General features: G+C 69.1%; 13 protein-coding genes. 8 read left to right on the top strand and 5 right to left on the bottom strand.

Annotated elements, in window-relative coordinates; all coding sequences use genetic code 11:
• Window positions 1–70 precede the first annotated feature (70 nt).
• The 7 genes from gabT (at window position 71) to V7Z82_RS16885 (ending at window position 10,157) form a co-directional block, all read left to right on the top strand.
• On the top strand, window positions 71–1,396 hold the full coding sequence (gene gabT / locus V7Z82_RS16855) for a 4-aminobutyrate--2-oxoglutarate transaminase (protein WP_334152875.1): 1,326 nt from the start codon (window positions 71–73) through the stop codon (window positions 1,394–1,396).
• Window positions 1,393–2,577: an acyl-CoA dehydrogenase family protein gene (locus V7Z82_RS16860; protein ID WP_334152876.1), complete on the top strand. Its 1,185-nt coding sequence runs from the start codon at window positions 1,393–1,395 to the stop codon at window positions 2,575–2,577. The genes gabT and V7Z82_RS16860 overlap by 4 nt, the downstream gene beginning before the upstream one ends.
• Entirely contained in the window at window positions 2,574–4,025 is a 1,452-nt protein-coding gene (locus tag V7Z82_RS16865) for an aldehyde dehydrogenase family protein (RefSeq protein WP_334152877.1), read from the top strand. The genes V7Z82_RS16860 and V7Z82_RS16865 overlap by 4 nt, the downstream gene beginning before the upstream one ends.
• A 94-nt stretch (window positions 4,026–4,119) precedes the next feature.
• Entirely contained in the window at window positions 4,120–5,592 is a 1,473-nt protein-coding gene (locus V7Z82_RS16870; protein ID WP_334152878.1) for an AlkA N-terminal domain-containing protein, read from the top strand.
• Window positions 5,589–6,089, top strand: coding sequence for a methylated-DNA--[protein]-cysteine S-methyltransferase (locus V7Z82_RS16875; protein ID WP_334152880.1), 501 nt, complete (start codon window positions 5,589–5,591; stop codon window positions 6,087–6,089). The genes V7Z82_RS16870 and V7Z82_RS16875 overlap by 4 nt, the downstream gene beginning before the upstream one ends.
• Window positions 6,090–6,402: 313 nt before the next feature.
• On the top strand, window positions 6,403–8,346 hold the full coding sequence (locus tag V7Z82_RS16880) for an ABC transporter ATP-binding protein (protein ID WP_334152882.1): 1,944 nt from the start codon (window positions 6,403–6,405) through the stop codon (window positions 8,344–8,346).
• Window positions 8,343–10,157, top strand: a complete 1,815-nt coding sequence (locus V7Z82_RS16885) for an ABC transporter ATP-binding protein (protein WP_334152883.1) — start codon at window positions 8,343–8,345, stop codon at window positions 10,155–10,157. The genes V7Z82_RS16880 and V7Z82_RS16885 overlap by 4 nt, the downstream gene beginning before the upstream one ends.
• A 111-nt stretch (window positions 10,158–10,268) precedes the next feature.
• On the opposite strand, the gene V7Z82_RS16890 is transcribed toward V7Z82_RS16885, so the two are convergent.
• Window positions 10,269–11,120, bottom strand: coding sequence for an endonuclease domain-containing protein (locus tag V7Z82_RS16890; RefSeq protein WP_334152884.1), 852 nt, complete (start codon window positions 11,118–11,120; stop codon window positions 10,269–10,271).
• Window positions 11,121–11,377: 257 nt separating this feature from the next.
• On the opposite strand from V7Z82_RS16890, the gene V7Z82_RS16895 reads away from it, so the two are divergent.
• The gene (locus V7Z82_RS16895; protein WP_334152885.1) at window positions 11,378–12,187 is read left to right on the top strand and encodes a hypothetical protein; all 810 of its coding nucleotides are present in this window, start codon (window positions 11,378–11,380) and stop codon (window positions 12,185–12,187) included.
• Here V7Z82_RS16895 and V7Z82_RS16900 read toward each other — a convergent pair.
• Genes V7Z82_RS16900 through V7Z82_RS16915 form a run of 4 tightly spaced genes read right to left on the bottom strand, consistent with a single transcriptional unit; the run spans window position 12,184 to window position 17,739 of the window.
• Window positions 12,184–13,656 carry a GH1 family beta-glucosidase gene (locus V7Z82_RS16900; RefSeq protein WP_334152886.1) on the bottom strand — a complete coding sequence of 491 codons (1,473 nt, stop codon included), beginning with the start codon at window positions 13,654–13,656 and terminating at the stop codon, window positions 12,184–12,186. The two genes, V7Z82_RS16895 and V7Z82_RS16900, sit on opposite strands and share 4 nt — an antisense overlap.
• Window positions 13,653–15,887: an alpha-xylosidase gene (gene yicI / locus V7Z82_RS16905; protein ID WP_334152887.1), complete on the bottom strand. Its 2,235-nt coding sequence runs from the start codon at window positions 15,885–15,887 to the stop codon at window positions 13,653–13,655. Before yicI ends, V7Z82_RS16900 begins: the two co-directional genes overlap by 4 nt.
• On the bottom strand, window positions 15,887–16,774 hold the full coding sequence (locus tag V7Z82_RS16910; protein ID WP_334152889.1) for a carbohydrate ABC transporter permease: 888 nt from the start codon (window positions 16,772–16,774) through the stop codon (window positions 15,887–15,889). Before V7Z82_RS16910 ends, yicI begins: the two co-directional genes overlap by 1 nt.
• Window positions 16,774–17,739: a carbohydrate ABC transporter permease gene (locus V7Z82_RS16915; RefSeq protein ID WP_334152891.1), complete on the bottom strand. Its 966-nt coding sequence runs from the start codon at window positions 17,737–17,739 to the stop codon at window positions 16,774–16,776. The genes V7Z82_RS16910 and V7Z82_RS16915 overlap by 1 nt, the downstream gene beginning before the upstream one ends.
• Between the last annotated feature and the right edge of the window lie 61 nt (window positions 17,740–17,800).

Genomic DNA, 17,800 nt, shown 5'->3' on the forward strand with positions numbered 1-17,800 from the left:
CACAGCCGTGATGCAACCATTGGGCGAACTGCCTGCGCCTGTGCGGTGGCGAGCTTCTAGCCTCGAGCACATGACGACTGTCCCGTACCTGCGCACCGAGATCCCCGGACCGCGATCGCGCGAACTCCACGACCAGCGCCGAGCCGCGGTCGCCTCCGGATTCGGCATCACGCTGCCGGTCTTCGTGGCTCGCGCCGGCACGTCGACCCTGGAGGACGTCGACGGCAACACGTTCATCGATCTCGCCTCCGGCATCGCCGTCACCAGCGTGGGGGCCGCGAACCCCACCGTGCGCGAGCACGTCTCCGCGCAGCTCGAGCTGTTCACCCACACCTGCTTCATGGTGACCGAGTACGAGGGGTTCGTGCGCGTCGCCGAGTGGCTGAACGCGCACACGCCGGGCGACTTCGAGAAGCGCACCGCGCTGTTCAGCACCGGTGCAGAGGCGGTCGAGAACGCGGTGAAGATCGCCAGAGCCCACACCGGTCGTCCCGGCGTGCTCGTGATCGACGAGGGGTACCACGGACGTTCGCTGCTCACGCTGGCCATGACGGCGAAGGACCACCCGTACAAGACGTCCTTCGGACCGTTCACCCATGACGTGGTGCGAGGGCCGAACGCCAACCCGCTGCGCGGCGGCGGAGCAGAGGCCGCCCTCGCCGAGCTCGAGCAGCTCGTCGTCGAGCGCGGCGCCGATCACTTCGCGGCACTGGTCGTCGAGCCGATCCAGGGTGAAGGCGGCTTCGTGGTGCCGGCGCCCGGCTTCCTCGCCGGCCTCCGCGACATCGCCGATCGGCACGGCATCGTGCTCGTGATCGACGAGATCCAGTCGGGGCTCGGCCGCACCGGCCGACTCTTCGCAAGCGAGTACGAGGGCATCGCCGGCGACCTCACGCTGACCGCCAAGGCACTCGGCGGCGGACTTCCGCTGAGCGCCGTCACCGGGCGTGCGGAGATCATGGATGCAGCGCATGCCGGTGGACTCGGCGGCACCTATGCCGGCAACCCGCTGGCGTGCGCCGCGGCGCTCGCCGTGTTCGAGATCCTGGACGACCCCGAACTGCTGCCGCGGGTGCATCGCATCGAACGGGCGATCCGCGACGGCCTCGAGCCGTTGCTCGACGAGATCGCCGCCGTCGCCGAGGTACGCGGACGCGGGGCGATGATGGCCGTCGAGTTCGCCGATCCGGTGACCCTCGCACCGCGCGCCGACCTCGCCCAGCGGATCTCGTCCGCCTGCCACGCGGCCGGTGTCCTCACGCTCACGTGCGGCACGCACGGCAACGTCATCCGGCTCCTGCCGCCACTCGTCATCGACGAGGCCGTGCTCGAGACCGGCGTGCAGATCCTGGCGAGCTCCATCCGATCCATCGCCGCCGAGGAGGCAGCAGCATGAACGCCATTCCCGACCTGCTCGACTTCGACGAGCTCCTCACCGACGACGAGCGGGCCACGCGGGACCGTGTGCGCGAGTTCGTCGACGCCCGTATCCGCCCGAACATCGCCGACTGGTACGACCGGGCGGTCTTCCCGGTCGAGCTCGTCCCGGAGCTCGCCGAACTCGGGCTGCTGGGCATGCATCTCAGCGGATACGGGTGCGCAGGGCGGAGCGCCGTCGAGTACGGACTCGCGGCGATGGAGCTCGAAGCAGGGGATTCCGGGCTTCGCACCTTCGTCTCCGTGCAGGGGTCGCTCGCGATGAGCGCGATCCACAAGCACGGCAGCGAGGCGCAGAAGCAGGAGTGGCTCCCGAGGATGGCACGGGGGGAGGTCATCGGATGCTTCGGGCTCACCGAGCCGAACTCCGGCTCGGACCCGTCGAGCATGACGACGTTCGCGCGCCGCGAGGGGAACGACTGGGTGCTCAACGGCGCGAAGCGCTGGATCGGGCTCGCCTCGATCGCCCAGGTCGCGATCATCTGGGCGCAGACCGAGGAAGGCGTGCGCGGCTTCATCGTGCCGACGGAGACCGAGGGATTCGTGGCGACCCCGATCGCCCCGAAGCTGTCGATGCGCGCCTCGATCCAGTGCGACATCGCGCTGACCGATGTGCGGCTCCCAGCCGACGCGCTGCTGCCTGAGGCTCGAGGCCTCCGTGCGCCGTTCTCATGCCTCAACGAAGCGCGGTACGGCATCGGCTGGGGCGTGATCGGTGCCGCCCGCGACAGCTACGGAACCGCCCTGGAGTACTCCCGCACGCGGATGCAGTTCAACCAGCCGATCGGCGCGTTCCAGCTGACGCAGCAGAAGCTCGTCGACATGGCCGTCGAGATCGAGAAGGCGCAGCTGCTCGCGCTTCGGCTCGGGCGGCTGAAGGATGCCGGCACGCTGCAACCGCACCAGATCTCGGTCGCGAAGCTCAGCAACACGAGAGCCGCGATCACCATCGCCCGCGAGGCACGGACGATCCTCGGCGGCAACGGCGTCTCCGGCGACTACTCGCCGCTCCGGCACGCGGCGAACCTGGAGTCCGTCCGCACCTACGAGGGGACGGACGAGATCCACACGCTCGTCCTCGGCGCGCACATCACCGGGTTCTCCGCATTCCGCGGCACCACCATCGAGGGAGCATCATGACCGAGTTCCAGCTGCGCCACTTCATCGACGGCACCTGGCAGGACGGCGCCGGCGAGGCGTTCGTCGATGTCAACCCGAGCCGTCCGTCCGACATCGTCGGCACTGGGCGCGGTGCGTCCGGCGATGACGTCGACCGGGCGTTCACCGCCGCGCGCCGCGCCTTCGACGGCTGGCGGACGACGCCGGCCCGCGCACGTGCGGCGATCCTGTCGCGCGCGGCCGACATCATCGACGAGCACCGCGACGAGTGGGGTGCCGAGCTGGCCCGTGAAGAGGGCAAGACCCTGATCGAGGCGATCGGCGAGACGGGCCATGCCGCGAACATCCTGCGGTTCCATGCCCAGGAGGTCGAACGGCAGAGCGGCGGCGTCTTCGAGTCGCCGAGCCAGGGGGAGCGCATCCTCGTCATCCGTCGCGCTGTCGGCGTGATCGGTGCGATCACCCCGTTCAACTTCCCGATCTCGATCCCTGCGTGGAAGCTGGCCCCCGCACTGGTGTGGGGCAACACCGTCGTGTGGAAGCCGGCGACCTTCGTCCCGCTGCTCGCGATGCGATTCGCCGAGGCCCTCGAGCGGGCTGGGCTGCCTGCCGGCGTGCTGAACCTCGTGAACGGTGCGCCGTCGGTGGGCGAGGCGATCGTCTCGCACCCGGAGGTCGATGCCGTCACCTTCACCGGATCCACCCGCGTCGGGCGCATCATCGCTGCGCAGCTGGCCGCCCGCGGCATCCCGTTCCAGGGCGAGCTCGGCGGCAAGAACGCCTCGCTCGTGCTGGCGGATGCCGACCTCGACCTCGCGGTGGAGCAGGTGGCGCTCGGCGCCTTCCGCGCGGCCGGGCAGAAGTGCACGGCGACGTCTCGGGTCATCGTGCACGAGGCCGTCGCCGACGAGTTCCTGCGCAGGCTCGCGATCCGCGCCGAATCCATCGTGGTCGGCGACGCCAACGACACGACGGTCGAGATGGGACCGGTGGTGGATGCCGGTGCACACGATCGTGTCGCGGCGGCGCTCGTCAGGGCGCGCTCGTCGTCCGCGGTGGCGGTGTTCGCGCCGGAGCCGTACGCGAGCGGCGCGCTCGCCGATGGGTACTTCATCCCGCCGTCCATCTTCGAACTCGACGAGACGGATCCCGGCGAGCTGTGGAGCGAGGAGCTCTTCGGGCCGGTCGTCGGCGTCAGACGCGTCTCGTCGACCGCCGAGGGCATCGCGCTCGTGAACGACAGCGAGTACGGGCTCTCCACTGCGGTGTTCACGACCGGCCTCGCCGATGCGCTCGCCGCGATCGAGGACATCCGTGTCGGGGTGGTGCACATCAACTCCGCATCCGCCGGCGCCGACCTGCATGTGCCGTTCGGGGGCAGCGGGGCCAGTGCTCTGGGACCGAAGGAGCAGGGTGCGGCCGCTCGGGAGTTCTTCACGGAGACGGCCACGGTCTACCTGCGTGGCTGAGGGCTTCGGCCCGACCATCATGCCGTGGTCGACGTGTCATCGTGATGTCCGATTTCCGCCAGCCGCGGTCGGGGGCGCGTGGCAGAGTTGAGGCATGAGCCTCCCGGTGACCGACTTCGACGAGCGATATCGCGCGATCAGCGCACGCGACACCCGCTTCGACGGGCAGTTCGTCACGGCGGTCAGCTCGACCGGCATCTACTGCCGGCCGAGCTGCCCGGCGCGCACGCCGAAGCCGCAGAACGTCACCTTCTATCCCACGAGTGCGGCCGCCCACGAAGCCGGGTACCGCGCCTGCAAGCGCTGCCTTCCGGAAGCTGCACCGGGTTCGCCGGCGTGGGACGTGCGCGGTGACACGGCGGCTCGGGCGATGCGCCTGATCTCCGCCGGCGTCGTCGAGCGCGAGGGCGTGCCAGGGCTGGCTGCCAGGCTCGGCTACTCGCCCAGACACCTCACACGGCTGCTCGCCGGCGAGCTCGGCGCGGGTCCCCTCGCACTCGCACGAGCGCACCGCGCGCACACGGCCCGCATGCTGCTGGTCGGCACCGACATGCCGATCTCCGACGTCGCCTACGCGGCGGGCTTCGCCAGCATCCGTCAGGCGAACGAGACGATCCGTGAGGTGTTCGGCCTCACACCAGGCGAGCTCAGAGCGCGGCGCCGCATGGATGCATCCGTGGTGCCCGGCACGATCGACCTGGTGCTGCCGTACCGAGGACCGCTCGATGCGGGCGGCATCTTCACGTGGATGCAGGCTCGGGCGCTGCCCGGCGTCGAGGAGACCACGCCGACCTCGTTCGCGCGACATCTGCGGATGTCCGGCGGTCCGGCGTGGTTCGAGGTGCGACAGGATGCCGCGGACCGGCTGCACCTGCGCGCTCGCGTCACCCAGCTCGCCGACCTCGCCCCGCTGGTCTCGACGGTCCGGCGCATCTTCGACCTGGACGCCGATCCGCAGGCGATCGACGAGGCGCTGTCGGCGCACCCGGAGCTCGCGCCGCTCGTCGCGCAGACGCCGGGGATCCGGGTGCCGGGATCAGCCGACCCGCACGAGATGCTGATCCGGGCCATGGTCGGCCAGCAGATCACGGTCGTCGCCGCACGCACGGCGCTGTCGGCGCTCGCCGAGGCGCTGGGGGAGCGGACCGAGGACGGACTCCTGTTCCCGACCATGGCGGCCATCGCCGAGCGCGGCGCCGAGGTGCTGCGCGGGCCCGCCGCTCGAATCCGGGCCATCACGGGAGCCGCGGCCGCGCTCGCCGACGGCTCGCTCACGCTCACGGTCGGCGACGACGGCGCCGAGCAACGGGCGGCGCTGCTCGCCATGCCGGGCATCGGTCCGTGGACGGCGGACTACGTGCGCATGCGCGTGCTCGGCGACCCCGACATCCTGCTCCCCGGTGACGTCGCGCTGCGCGCCGGCGCCGCGGCATCCGGTCTCCCCGGCGATCCCGTCCCACTGACCGCCTGGGCCGAGCGGACGGCCCCATGGCGCAGCTATCTCAGCGCCCACCTCTGGCGCGCGGCCCCCGTGCGTCGACCACGACTCTCGAAGGAGACAGCATGACCGCCATCATCCAGACCATCGACACTCCGGACGGTGCCTTCACGATCCTCACCGATGACCGGCAGCGCGTGCTCTCGTCCGGCTGGACGGACGACGTCGAGCGCATCCTCGGTCGCCTGGCGGCGGCACTCCGGCCGGACGCGCTCCGCGAGGGCGACACGGATGCCGCGGCGGCCGTCGGCGCGTTCTACGCCGGCGACATGGCCGCGATCGACACGGTCGCCGTGCACCAGCGGGGGACGGCCCTGCAGCTCGCCGGGTGGTCCGCTCTGCGCGGCATCGCGCCGGGCGAGCCGCTGACGTACACCTCCTTCGCCACACAGCTCGGCAACCCCAGTGCGGTTCGCGCAGCTGCCTCGATCTGTGCGCGGAATGCGCCGGCACTGTTCGTGCCGTGCCACCGCGTGCTCCGGACCGACGGCACGCTCGGGGGGTTCGCGTGGGGACTCGAGGTCAAGGGCAGCCTGCTCGCACGGGAGGCGGCGGCGCAGCGATGAGGCAGGCGGCGGCGCAGGGATGAGTCCGATGCGTGCGGAACGGGAATGCCTCTTGCGTTCAGCTGGTTCACAGACATAGGCTGGTGGGCTGTCGCGTCAACCGGGCGACATCGCCGAGCCCCTGAGGAGGACACCATGACCACGATCTCCGTCGCGACGATCGCAGCTCTCGGCTCGACCCCGGTGCTCCCGCGCCCATAGAGCCATACCGCGCGCCGAGCCGCGCCCGCTCCGGATGCCGCACCCCAGGGTTCGCGCTCGCATCCGTCTGTTCTTCCGTCACCGCACGCCGTACGAAACTCATCTGAGAGACATGTCTTCCTCGCCTTCCCCGCAGAACAACGCCTCCCTGTCCACCCCTGCCGCACTGTGGCGGCTCAAGCCCTTCGTGAAGCCGGTCATCTGGCGACTCGCCGGCGGTGCAGCCAGCGCGCTCATCGCCGCGATCATCGCCCTGATGATCCCGATCGTCCTCGAGCAGATCATGGCCGGACCGGTGCAGTCCGGCGAGATCAGCGCGATCGTCGTCGGCGCGCTCATCGTCTTCGCCCTCGCCCTCGGTGAGGCCGTGATGGTCTGGCTGCGTCGTCAGTTCGTCCTGAACCCGGCCACCGAGGTCGAGTACCAGATGCGCACGACGCTGTACTCGCGCCTGCAGACCCTGCCGGTGTCGTTCCACGACCGCTGGCAGTCGGGGCAGCTGCTCAGCCGGATGATGCAGGACATCGGCCTCATCCGTCGCTGGCTCGCCTTCGGTCTGGTGCTGCTCGTCGTGAACGTGCTGACGATCATCATCGGCTCGGTGCTGCTGTTCCGCTGGCACTGGCTGCTCGGGACGATCTTCCTCGTGACCGCGATCCCGCTGTGGATCCGCGGCTACCTGTTCGAGAAGCGCTACGGCGCGCTTACCCGTCGCAGCCAGGATCAGGCCGGCGATCTCGCGACCAGCGTCGAGGAGAGCGTGCACGGCATCCGTGTGCTCAAGGCGTTCGGCCGTGGCAAGCACGCGCTCAGCCGCTTCAGCCGCCAGGCCGAGACGCTGCGCGAGACCGAGATGAGCAAGGCGGGCGCTGTCGCGTCGATCTGGTTCTGGCTCGACCTGATGCCGCAGATCGCCTTCGGACTCAGCCTGATGTCCGGCATCTGGCTGATCTCGCAGGGCCAGATCGACGAGGCCCAGCTGTTCGCGTTCTTCGCGATGGCCGTGGTGCTGCGCTGGCCGATCGAGTCGATCGGGTTCCTGTTCTCGTTCATGCTCGACGCCAGGACGGCGACCGACCGCGTCTTCGACATCTTCTCTGAGACGAACTCGATCACCGACCCGGAGCACCCCGTGCACATCGCGGAGCCTCGCGGCGAGCTCGCGTTCGAGAACGCGCACTTCCGCTACCAGGATGCGGGCGATCACGAGCGCGATCTGCTCGACGGCATCGACCTCGTGCTGCGCCCGGGCGAGACCATGGCGCTCGTCGGTCTGACCGGCAGCGGCAAGACCACGCTCACCACGCTTCCCACGCGTCTGTACGACGTCACCGGAGGTCGCGTCACGCTCGACGGCGTCGACGTGCGCGATCTTCCGCTCTCGGAGCTGCGTCAGCACATCGCGATGGCGTTCGAGGACGCGACCCTGTTCTCGGCATCCGTCCGCGAGAACGTGCTGCTCGGCCGCGCCGAGCTCGATGTGCACAGCCCGGAGGCCGACCGTGTGATGCGCGAAGCGCTGGAGGTCGCGCAGGCGTCCTTCGTCGACGCGCTGCCCGACGGTGTCGAGACGATCATCGGCGAAGAGGGGCTGAGCCTCTCCGGCGGTCAGCGTCAGCGGCTCGCGCTCGCGCGTGCCGTGGCGGCAGCGCCCAAGGTGCTCGTGCTCGACGACCCGCTGTCAGCGCTCGACGTCGACACCGAGGCGCTCGTCGAGGAGGCGCTGCGCCGCGTCCTCGCGGAGACGACCGCCATGATCGTCGCGCACCGTCCGTCGACCGTCGCGCTCGCCGACCGCGTCGCGCTGCTGGAAGCCGGCCGCATCACCGCTGTCGGTACGCACAGCGAGCTGCTGCGCACGAGCCAGCACTACCGCTACGTCATCTCCAGCCTCGAGGCGGAGGAGGCGGCGCGGACGGGTGCGATCCCGATCATCCGCGATGCGTCGGGTGCTTCGACAGGCTCAGCAGCCCAGGAAGCAGGCTCAGCAGCCCAGGAAGCAGACGGCGGACCCGACGACGAAGCACGAATCACCGAGAAGGAGGTGCAGGCATGAGCTCCGCGATCACCGGTACCCAGGACGAGGACCGCTCCACCTATACCCGCGAGGAGAGCAGGGCGATCCGTCGCCGTTCGCTGCGCCTGCTCGGATCGTTGATCCGTCCGCTGCGGCCGCAGGTCATCGTCGCGGCCGTGGTGCTGGTCATGTCGACCGCGCTCCAGGTCGCCGGACCGATCCTGATCAGCATCGGGATCGACCGGGCGCTCCCTGCGGTGCTCGACCAGGCCGATTGGATGCCGACCTTCATGATCGGCGGCATCTACCTGTTCGCTGGCGCTGCGGCGGCTGCGCTGATCGCCTGGTACGTCATCATCGCCGCGCGCATCACGCAGGCGATCCTGATCGATCTCCGCAAGCGCATCTTCCTGCACACGCAGCGACTGAGCCTCGAGTTCCACGAGTCGTACACGTCAGGCCGCATCATCTCGCGCCAGACCAGCGACCTCGACTCGATCCGCGAGCTGCTCGACGGCGGACTCAACAACCTCGTCTCCGGTGTGCTCTTCGGTGCCTTCACGTTCATCGCGCTGCTGGTCTGGGATTGGCAGTCGGGCGTGATCCTGGCGCTGGCAGGAGTGCCGCTCGTGCTGCTGATGCGCTGGTTCTACTCGCGGTCGCAGCTCGTGTACCGCGAGTCGCGCGTGATCAGCGCCAAGGTGATCGTCCAGTTCGTCGAGACGATGACGGGCATCCGCGCGGTCAAGGCGTTCCGCAAGGAGCCGCGCAACGACGTGGTCTTCCAGGACGTCGCCGGCGACTACCGCGATGTGAACCGTCGCTCGATGCTGCTGTTCGGCACGTTCGAGCCGGGGCTCATGGGCGTCGCCGCGCTGACCCTCGGCCTCGTCGTGCTGTGGGGCGGAATCCGCGTCTCGACGGGAGCTCTCACGGTCGGTGTGCTGCTGTCGGCGGTGCTGTACGTGCGCAACTTCTTCGCGCCCATGCAGGAGATCGCGATGTTCCTGAACTCCTACCAGTCGGCGACCGCCGCACTGGAGAAGGTGTCGGGTGTGCTCGAGGAGCGGCCGACCGTTCCGGACCCCGAGAAGCCGATCGACCTGTGGGAGTCCCGCGGTCACGTCCGCTTCGACGAGGTGACCTTCGGGTACTCGGGGGAGAAGACGATCCTGCCGAACTTCTCGCTCGACATCCCAGCGGGGCAGACGATCGCACTCGTGGGAACGACCGGTGCGGGCAAGTCCACGCTGGCGAAGCTCATCTCGCGGTTCTACGACCCCTCGATCGGCAGCGTCACGCTCGACGACATCGATCTGCGGTCGCTGCACCCGAAGGACCTTCGCCGTGCGATCGTGATGGTGACGCAGGAGGCCTACCTGTTCAGCGGCACGGTCGCCGACAACATCGCGCTCGGCAAGCCGGATGCGACGCTCGACGAGATCAAGTCCGCCGCGCGTGCGGTCGGCGCCGACGAGTTCATCTCGGCACTGCCCGACGGATACAACTCCGACGTCAACAAGCGCGGCGGGCGAGTGTCGGCTGGTCAGCGTCAGCTGATCTCGTTCGCGCGGGCGTTCCTCGCCGACCCCGCCGTGCTGATCCTCGATGAGGCCACGGCATCGCTCGACATCCCGTCGGAGCGCTTGATCCAGGACGCGCTGCAGACCCTGCTGGCCGACCGCACGGCGATCATCATCGCGCACCGGCTCTCGACGGTCGCGATCGCGGATCGGGTGCTGGTGATGGAGCATGGCCGGATCATCGAGGACGACACCCCCGCTGCCCTGATCGGCGGCACCGGCAAGTTCGCGCAACTGCACGCCGCATGGCAGGAGACGCTGGTCTGACGCCAGCATCCGGGGCATTTCTGCGGCCAAATCGAAGTTCGGCGGCCATACCCATCTGGGATGGCCGCCGAACGCGCGGGTGGCCGAAGAAATGCAGCATTCCGAGTGTCATCAGCGTCTGCGCTCAGTGGGCGGGAGGTGCAATCCCCGCGCGACGGCCGAAGAGACCGTGCGCTCGACGCCGTCCCAGTCGTGCATGATCTGCGCGTACGTGAACCGCAGCACCGTGTATCCGCGCATCCGGAGTTCCGCGTCGTGCGCGACGTCCCGGCCGCGATCGGCCGCTGTGGAATGGTGCGCGAATCCGTCGATCTGAATCACAAGATGGCTTCCGATGACGGCGTCCACGTCGTGACCTGCGAGACGGACCTGCTGACGGATCGGCACGCCGAACCCGCGCAGGCGTACGACGAAGACCGTCTCAAGACCCGAGTCGGATCTGCCGCGGACGGAGCGAGCGAGCGCTCGTGACGACTCATCACGCCACTGCACCGATCGAAGCGACTCGATGTCGAGGGATTCTCTCGTGATCGCAGACTCCCAGATCATCATCGCTTCTTCGAAGCGGAAGCAGCGTGCGAGGTGTGCCAGAGCGTCCTCGATCGATGTCGTCAGCGAACGGGGTCCGAGATCGACCAGTGGATCCGACCAGTGCAGAACGGCCTGACTCGAGTGACGGTGGGCATTTCCCCCGACCTGCAGGTGCACCGTCGATGACGCGCCTTCGGGGATCCACCACCTGCGCCGGCGAGCAAGCGAGACGCAGGTCAGACGACCGGATGCTGCAGCCGCTGCACGGAGTTCCGGCGGCGCTTCACTGGTCGCGATCCACTTCGCACGGATCCGCTGGACTTCACCGGCTCGAATCGCTGCGCGGACGCGAGACGGCGAGTACCCCCATTCGCGTGCATCCTCTCGGTGCGCGATGCCGCCTCGTGCTGCGACCCAGGTGTGCAGATTCATGTCGACAGGATCCCCCGCGTCGAGGATGCCCGGGCGTCGCGAGCGCAGCAACTGTGCATGATCTCGACGATCAGTGAACCGTGCAGGCCCTGCTGCGACGGGTCTGTGCGGACAGTTCTTCGGGGTCGTGCACGTTGTCCGGTCAGATCTCGACCATCCGGCCGCAGAACCCGCGCGAGGCCGCAGAACCTGCTGCGTCTGCGACCGGAACCGCCCGGTCCGGAGCGGGCCCGCACGGGTCTGGGTAGCATCGAAGCATGGACCCGTTGATGCTGCTGGCCGAGTGGTGGTGGCTCGCGCCCGTCGCGGCAGGCGGCGTCACGGCCGGAGCGATCGGCGTGCGGCGGCGGACGAAGCGGAGCGGGCGACGACTCGCGGTCGACGCGGCCCGCCATGATCTGAAGCTCGCGCAGTCCGGTGTCGCCGAGAAGCGAGCGGATGTGAAGATCGCCAAGGCCGACCTCGCGCACGTGTCGGCTGAACGTGCAGCGCGTCGTGCGACGCCGGAGCAGCTCGCGAGCGCCCGTCGGATGCTGCGCGACGCCGAGCGCAACGTGAAGGCCGCGACTGCTGACATCCGCGCACGGCGTGCGCGCCTGCAGGCCGCAAGGTCTGCGATCCCTGCGGCATCCGCTCCGCGTCCGATCGAGCGGCTGCGCGCAGACCATGACGCGATCGTCGTGCGATGGATGCAGTACGAGACCGACCCGGCGCTGCAGATCGCGTACCCCGCCATGACCGACGTGAAGCAGCCGGCCACGGCCGCCTACCTCCGTGCGGCGGGCCGTGCGACCGATCTGCGGCGGGAGGCGGGCGACCGTCCGACCCCTGCCGAGTTCTCGGCGTATCGCGACGGCGTGGCGCAGCTCGCCAGGGCCCTCGATGTCGCCGAGCACGGCGCGCGGGTGAAGGCTGGCGAGGCGCCGGCGGTGCCGGGATGGCAGGATGCCGCGCAGGAGGCGCTGTCCCGTTCGGCCGAGGCCATCGACCGCGCCGCGGGCGCTGCGGCATCCGCGTTCACCGCATGGACCGCGCGCGGTCGCAGGAACCGCGACGACGAGCGCTAGTCCGCGACGTCGCTCGCCCTCGACCGGGGCTCGCCCTCGACGGTCCGCGTGCGCACGAGATCGCGATACCAGCGCCCCGAGTCCTTGACGGTGCGCTCCAGCGTGTCGAAGTCGACCCTGACGATGCCGAATCGCTTGGCGTAGCCGTAGCCCCACTCGAAGTTGTCGAGCAGCGACCAGACGAAGTAGCCGCGCAGGTCGACGCCGCGCTCGAGCGCCCGGTGCGCAGCTGTGACGTGCCGGCGCAGGTAGTCGGTGCGCTCGGGATCGGGGATCGAGCCGTCCTCGGCGACCTCGTCCTCGAAGGCGGCGCCGTTCTCGGTGACCATGAGGGCCTGCTCGGGGAACTGCTCCGAGAGTGACACGAGCAGCTCTTCGAGTCCCTCGGGGGCGATGTTCCAGCCCATGGCGGTGTACGGCCCCGGCTGTTCGACGAACTCGACGATCCGGTCGCTCCCCGGCCAGGCCGTGCCACCGGTCGAGCCCTTGTGGCCGTCGTTGCGCTGCTGCTCCGAGACGCCGTCCCAGAGCCGAACGGTCGCGGTGGAGTAGTAGTTCACGCCGAGCACGTCGATCGGCTGCGTGATCGTGGCGAGATCGCCATCGTGCACGAAGCTCCAATCGGTGACCTCTGCGGTGTCGGCGAGGAGGTCCGCCGGATACTCGCCGCGCAGCATCGGCCAGGTGAACGCCCGATTCGCGAGCGCGTCGATCCGGCGCACCGCCTCGGCGGCGCCGTCGCCCTGCCCGCGGAGCACGTGGAAGTTCAGCGTGACCGAGTAGTCGGGATCGCCGGTCGATGTCGCGCGCAGCGCCCGGACCGCACGACCATGGGCGAGGTTCAGGTGGTGCACGGCGGAGAGCGCGGATGCCGGTTCGTGCCGCCCCGGCGCGTGACCGCCCTGGCCGTAGCCGAGATAGGCGGAACACCACGGCTCGTTCAGCGTGGTCCAGGTGTGCACCCGGTCGCCGAGCGCCGCGCCCATGACCTCGGCGTAGCGCTCGAAGGCGTCGGTCGTGGTGCGGGCGGTCCAGCCGCCGGCATCCTCCAGGTACTGCGGCAGGTCCCAGTGGTACAGCGTCGCGACCGGACGGATGCCGCGTTCGAGCAGTCCGTCGACGAGGCGGGAGTAGAAGCCGACCCCGGCACTGTTCACGGTGCCGTCGGCAGTGGGCACGATGCGCGGCCACGCGATCGAGAACCGGTACGCCTGCAGCCCGAGGTCGGCCATCAGATCGAGGTCTTCTTCGACGCGATGGTAGTGGTCGCACGCGACATCGCCGGTGTCGCCGTTCCAGACCCTGCCGGGCGTCCTGCTGAACGTGTCCCAGATCGAGGGGGTGCGGCCGTCCTCGGCTGCCGCTCCCTCGATCTGGTACGAGGCGGTCGCCGAGCCGAAGGTGAAGCCATCGGGGAACACGAGTCCAGAGCCCCGATAGTCGTCGAGCGGGCTGAGCGGACCGGTCATCCGGTGATCTCCTCGAGGTCGACGCTGTAGGTCTCGGCGCGGCCGTCGGGACTCGTGACCGTCACGGAGGCGGGGCCGGTGCCGCCGGCGAAGACGCGCAGCCGCAGTCCGTCATGGTAGTCGTACTCCGGGCCGTCGACGCGGGCACCCCAGGGGAGCGCGGTGCCGGGGCGGACGTAGAGCGGGAGCGAGTCGAAGCCGTGCGTCTCCCTCCGCCACGAGCCGCCGGACACCGTCTCGCCGGTGAGCAGCGAGGTCCACTCGCCCGACGGCAGGTAGAACTCGACCGCGCCGTCGCCCGAGAGCACCGGGGCGACGAGCAGGCTCGAGCCGAGCATGTACTGCCGGTCGAGATACGCGGCCGCTGGGTCGTCCGGGAACTCGAGCGCCATCGGCCGCATCAGGGGCACACCGGTCGCCGCGGCGTCCAGACCCTGCTGGTACAGGTACGGCATGAGTCGCATCTTCAGATGCGTGAAGCGACGCGTGACCTCGACCGCCTCCTCGTCGAAGGCCCACGGCACCCGGTACGAGCTGGAACCGTGGAAGCGCGAATGCGAGCCGAGCAGGCCGAAGGCCGTCCAGCGCTTGAACACCGCGGCATCCGGTGTGCCCTCGAAGCCGCCGATGTCGTGACTCCAGAACGCGAATCCGGTCAGCGCGAGCGAGAGTCCGCCGCGCAGCGTCTCGGCCATCGATGCGAAGGTCGAGGTCGAGTCGCCGCCCCAGTGCACCGGCATGCTCTGGCCGCCCGCGGTCGCCGACCGGGCGAACAGCACCGCGTCGCCCTCGCCGCGGACATCGGTGAGCACCTCGAACACCGCGCGGTTGTACAGGTCGGTGTAGCGGTTGTGCATGCGCTCGGGGTCGGCGCCGTCGGCCCACACGACGTCGGTCGGGATGCGCTCGCCGAAATCGGTCTTGAAGCAGTCGACCCCCTGTGCGATCAGTCGGCGCAGATGCCCCTGGTACCAGGCGGTGGCGTCAGGGTTCGTGAAGTCGACGAGACCCATGCCGGCCTGCCAGAGGTCCCACTGCCAGACGGAGCCGTCGGACCGCTGCACCAGGAAGCCCCGCTCTGCGGCCTCGCGGAACAGCGGGGAGCGCTGCGCGATGTACGGGTTGATCCATACGCAGACGCGGAGATCCTTGTCGTGCAGCCGCGCGAGCATCCCCTCGGGGTCGGGGAAGACCCGAGGGTCCCACTCGAAGTCGCACCAGTTGAACTCGCGCATCCAGAAGCAGTCGAAGTGGAACACCGACACCGGCAGCTCGCGAGCGGCCATCTCGTCGATGAACGAGTTCACGGTCTGCTCGTCGTAATCGGTGGTGAAGCTGGTCGACAGCCAGAGGCCGTACGACCACGCAGGCACGACTGGAGGTCGTCCGGTCAGCGCGGTGTATCGGCCCAGCACGTCCTTGGGCGTCGGACCGGCGATCACGAAGTACTCGAGCACCTCGCCGGAGACCGAGAACTGCACGCGCTCCACCGCCTCCGACCCGATCTCGTACGAGACATGGCCTGGGTCGTTCACGAGCACACCGTAGCCGCGGTTCGAGAGGTGGAACGGGACGTTCTTGTACGCCTGCTCGGAGGAGGTGCCGCCGTCGGCGTTCCACACCTCGACGGACTGCCCGTTCTTGACCAGCGGGCCGAAGCGCTCGCCGAGGCCGTAGATCAGCTCGCCGACACCGAGATCCAACTGTTCGTGGACGAACGCGGATGCCGAGGGCGCGCCGCCGCCCTGCCTGGCGTTGTCGACCACGCCGGGGTCGACCTGTGCACCGGGCGCCAGCTGGATGTAGCCCTGCGCCTTCCCGCCGCTGCCGGTCACCCGACGGCCGTCGACCTCGAACGAGAGGTCCCACGGAGCACCGGGTGCGATCCTGGCCACGAGGGCACCGGCGTCCAGCACCCCACCGGTCTGCGACACCGAGACGGATGCTCCGGTGCCGCCGGCACCCGGCAGCCTGAACCCGTCGTGGCGACGGCCGCCGACGTGGTGCGCGATGCGCACGCGGATCACGCCCTCGGCCGGGGAGGACAGGGTCGTGGTCAGCACCGGCCGATTGAGCACGTCGCCGCGCTTGGCGATCGCCATGGTCGGTGCGGTGACGACCAGGCCAGGTCCGTCGGGGGTGTCGGTGGTCTCTGCGATGTCGTAGGCCTCCTGCGCATACAGCGCGGTGACGCCGGGGCGCAGCTGCCAGAACCCGTCGGTGAACTTCATTACTTGACTGCTCCTGCCGTGATGCCACGCGTGAGCGTGCGCTGGAAGATGAGGAAGAAGATGAGCGTGGGGATGATGCCGAGCAGCGCGGACGCACTCGTCGTGGTGACGTCCATCAGGCGGTCGCCCTGCAGCACGCTGATCGCGACGGGGACGGTCTGGTTGGCGTTCGAGGCGAGGAACGTCAGCGGGATGAGGAACTCGTTCCACGTCCAGATGAAGAAGAAGATGAGCAGCACCGAGAGCGTCGGGCGGCTGATCGGGAAGACCACGCGCCAGAGGATCTGCCAGCGGCTCGCGCCGTCGAGCGATGCCGCCTCGAGCACCTCCTTCGGGAAGGTGCCGTAGACCGAGGAGAGCAGGTAGGTGCCGAACGCCGCCTGGATCACCGTGAACACGATGATGACCGCCCACACGTTGTCGTACAGGCCGACCGATTTGAACATGTAGTACAGCGGGTAGAGCAGCGCCTCCTGCGGCAGCAGGTTGGCGAGCAGGAACAGCAGCACGATCCAGGAGCGTCCTCGCACGCGGCCGATCCCGATCGCGAAGGCGTTGAGCATCGAGATCACGACGGCGAGCACCGCGACGATGCCGGAGATGAAGATCGAGTTCCAGACCTTCTCCGGGAAGTTCACACGCTCCCAGAACTTGGTGATGCCGCCGAAGTCGAGCGTCTCGGGGAAGGCGAGCGGCCCGGAGGTCGCGTAGTCGACCGGCGACTTGAACGAGTTCACGAGCACGAGGTAGAACGGTGCGATGATGAGCAGCGCGCCGATCACGACGAGCGCGAGCAGCAGCCAGTCGATCGGCCGCTTCTTGGTCATGCCGCCGCGAGGGCGCGTCTTCCCCGGCGTGCCGGTGACGATGGCAGTGGTGGCGTGCATCACAGTCCCGCCCTTTCCTTGCGCTCGAGCGAGTTCTGGACGCGGATGAAGATGATCGACACGATCACGACGACGATCGTGAGCACGGTGGCGATCGTGGCGCCGTAGCCGACGTTCCGCTTCGTGAAGAACTCCTGATAGGCGTAGTACGCGGGCACCAGGGTGGCGCCGGCCGGTCCGCCGCGGGTGATGATGTAGACCGGGCCGAACACCTTGAGCGCGGCGATCGTGCAGGTCAGGGTGACCACGAAGATCTCCGGTCGGATGATGCTCATGGTGATGGCGGTGAAGCGCTGGAGCCAGTTCGCACCGTCGAGCTCGGCCGCCTCGTAGAGCTCCGGGTCCACGCGCTGCAGTGCAGCCATGAACACGACGACCGGATAGCCGAGCTGCACCCAGACCATCACGAGCATCAGCACGATCAGCGCCGAAGGCATCTGCCCCAGCCAGTCGTAGGCGGGGATGCCGAAGGCGCCGAGGATCTGGTTCAGGGCGCCGTCGCCGCCGGGGCGGACGATCCATCCGATCACGATGCCGGCGACCGCGATCGGCAGGATCTGCGGCAGGTAGTAGGTCGCCCGCAGGAAGCTGCCGACCTTGCCGCCGAACTTGCGGCCGACGACGTCGAACAGCAGGGCTGCCACGATGAGCCCGACGATCGTGGGGACCACGACCATCGCGAGGATCATCCAGACCGAGTTCGTGAACGAGGTCCAGAAGTCGCTGTCCGTGAAGAGCTTCTGCCAGTTCTCGAGGCCGATGAACTCGGGGGTGCGCACGCCCTTCCACTTCGTGAAGGTGAGGTAGACGTTCCAGATCAGCGGCACGATGACGATGACGAGCAGCAGCACGAAGCCGGGGAGCAGGTAGATCCAGTAGGCGCCGGTGCCGCCGCTGCGCTGCGGGATCGACGGCTGTTCCGGTGGGAGCGCCGTGCGGCGGCGCTGGCGGGTGTCGACAGACATGTTCAACTCCTGGAGAGTGCGGGGGCGGCCCCGTCGTGGCTGCCGCCCCCGCGAGTGCGGA

It is taken from the genome of Microbacterium sp., assembly GCF_036823965.1.
Classification (GTDB): Bacteria; Actinomycetota; Actinomycetes; order Actinomycetales; family Microbacteriaceae; genus Microbacterium.

Coding starts and splice junctions, on each gene's coding strand:
- gabT (WP_334152875.1), top strand. CDS start 71: ATGACGACTGTCCCGTACCTGCGCACCGAGATCCCCGGACCGCGATCG.
- V7Z82_RS16860 (WP_334152876.1), top strand. CDS start 1,393: ATGAACGCCATTCCCGACCTGCTCGACTTCGACGAGCTCCTCACCGAC.
- V7Z82_RS16865 (WP_334152877.1), top strand. CDS start 2,574: ATGACCGAGTTCCAGCTGCGCCACTTCATCGACGGCACCTGGCAGGAC.
- V7Z82_RS16870 (WP_334152878.1), top strand. CDS start 4,120: ATGAGCCTCCCGGTGACCGACTTCGACGAGCGATATCGCGCGATCAGC.
- V7Z82_RS16875 (WP_334152880.1), top strand. CDS start 5,589: ATGACCGCCATCATCCAGACCATCGACACTCCGGACGGTGCCTTCACG.
- V7Z82_RS16880 (WP_334152882.1), top strand. CDS start 6,403: ATGTCTTCCTCGCCTTCCCCGCAGAACAACGCCTCCCTGTCCACCCCT.
- V7Z82_RS16885 (WP_334152883.1), top strand. CDS start 8,343: ATGAGCTCCGCGATCACCGGTACCCAGGACGAGGACCGCTCCACCTAT.
- V7Z82_RS16890 (WP_334152884.1), bottom strand. CDS start 11,120: ATGAATCTGCACACCTGGGTCGCAGCACGAGGCGGCATCGCGCACCGA.
- V7Z82_RS16895 (WP_334152885.1), top strand. CDS start 11,378: ATGGACCCGTTGATGCTGCTGGCCGAGTGGTGGTGGCTCGCGCCCGTC.
- V7Z82_RS16900 (WP_334152886.1), bottom strand. CDS start 13,656: ATGACCGGTCCGCTCAGCCCGCTCGACGACTATCGGGGCTCTGGACTC.
- yicI (WP_334152887.1), bottom strand. CDS start 15,887: ATGAAGTTCACCGACGGGTTCTGGCAGCTGCGCCCCGGCGTCACCGCG.
- V7Z82_RS16910 (WP_334152889.1), bottom strand. CDS start 16,774: ATGCACGCCACCACTGCCATCGTCACCGGCACGCCGGGGAAGACGCGC.
- V7Z82_RS16915 (WP_334152891.1), bottom strand. CDS start 17,739: ATGTCTGTCGACACCCGCCAGCGCCGCCGCACGGCGCTCCCACCGGAA.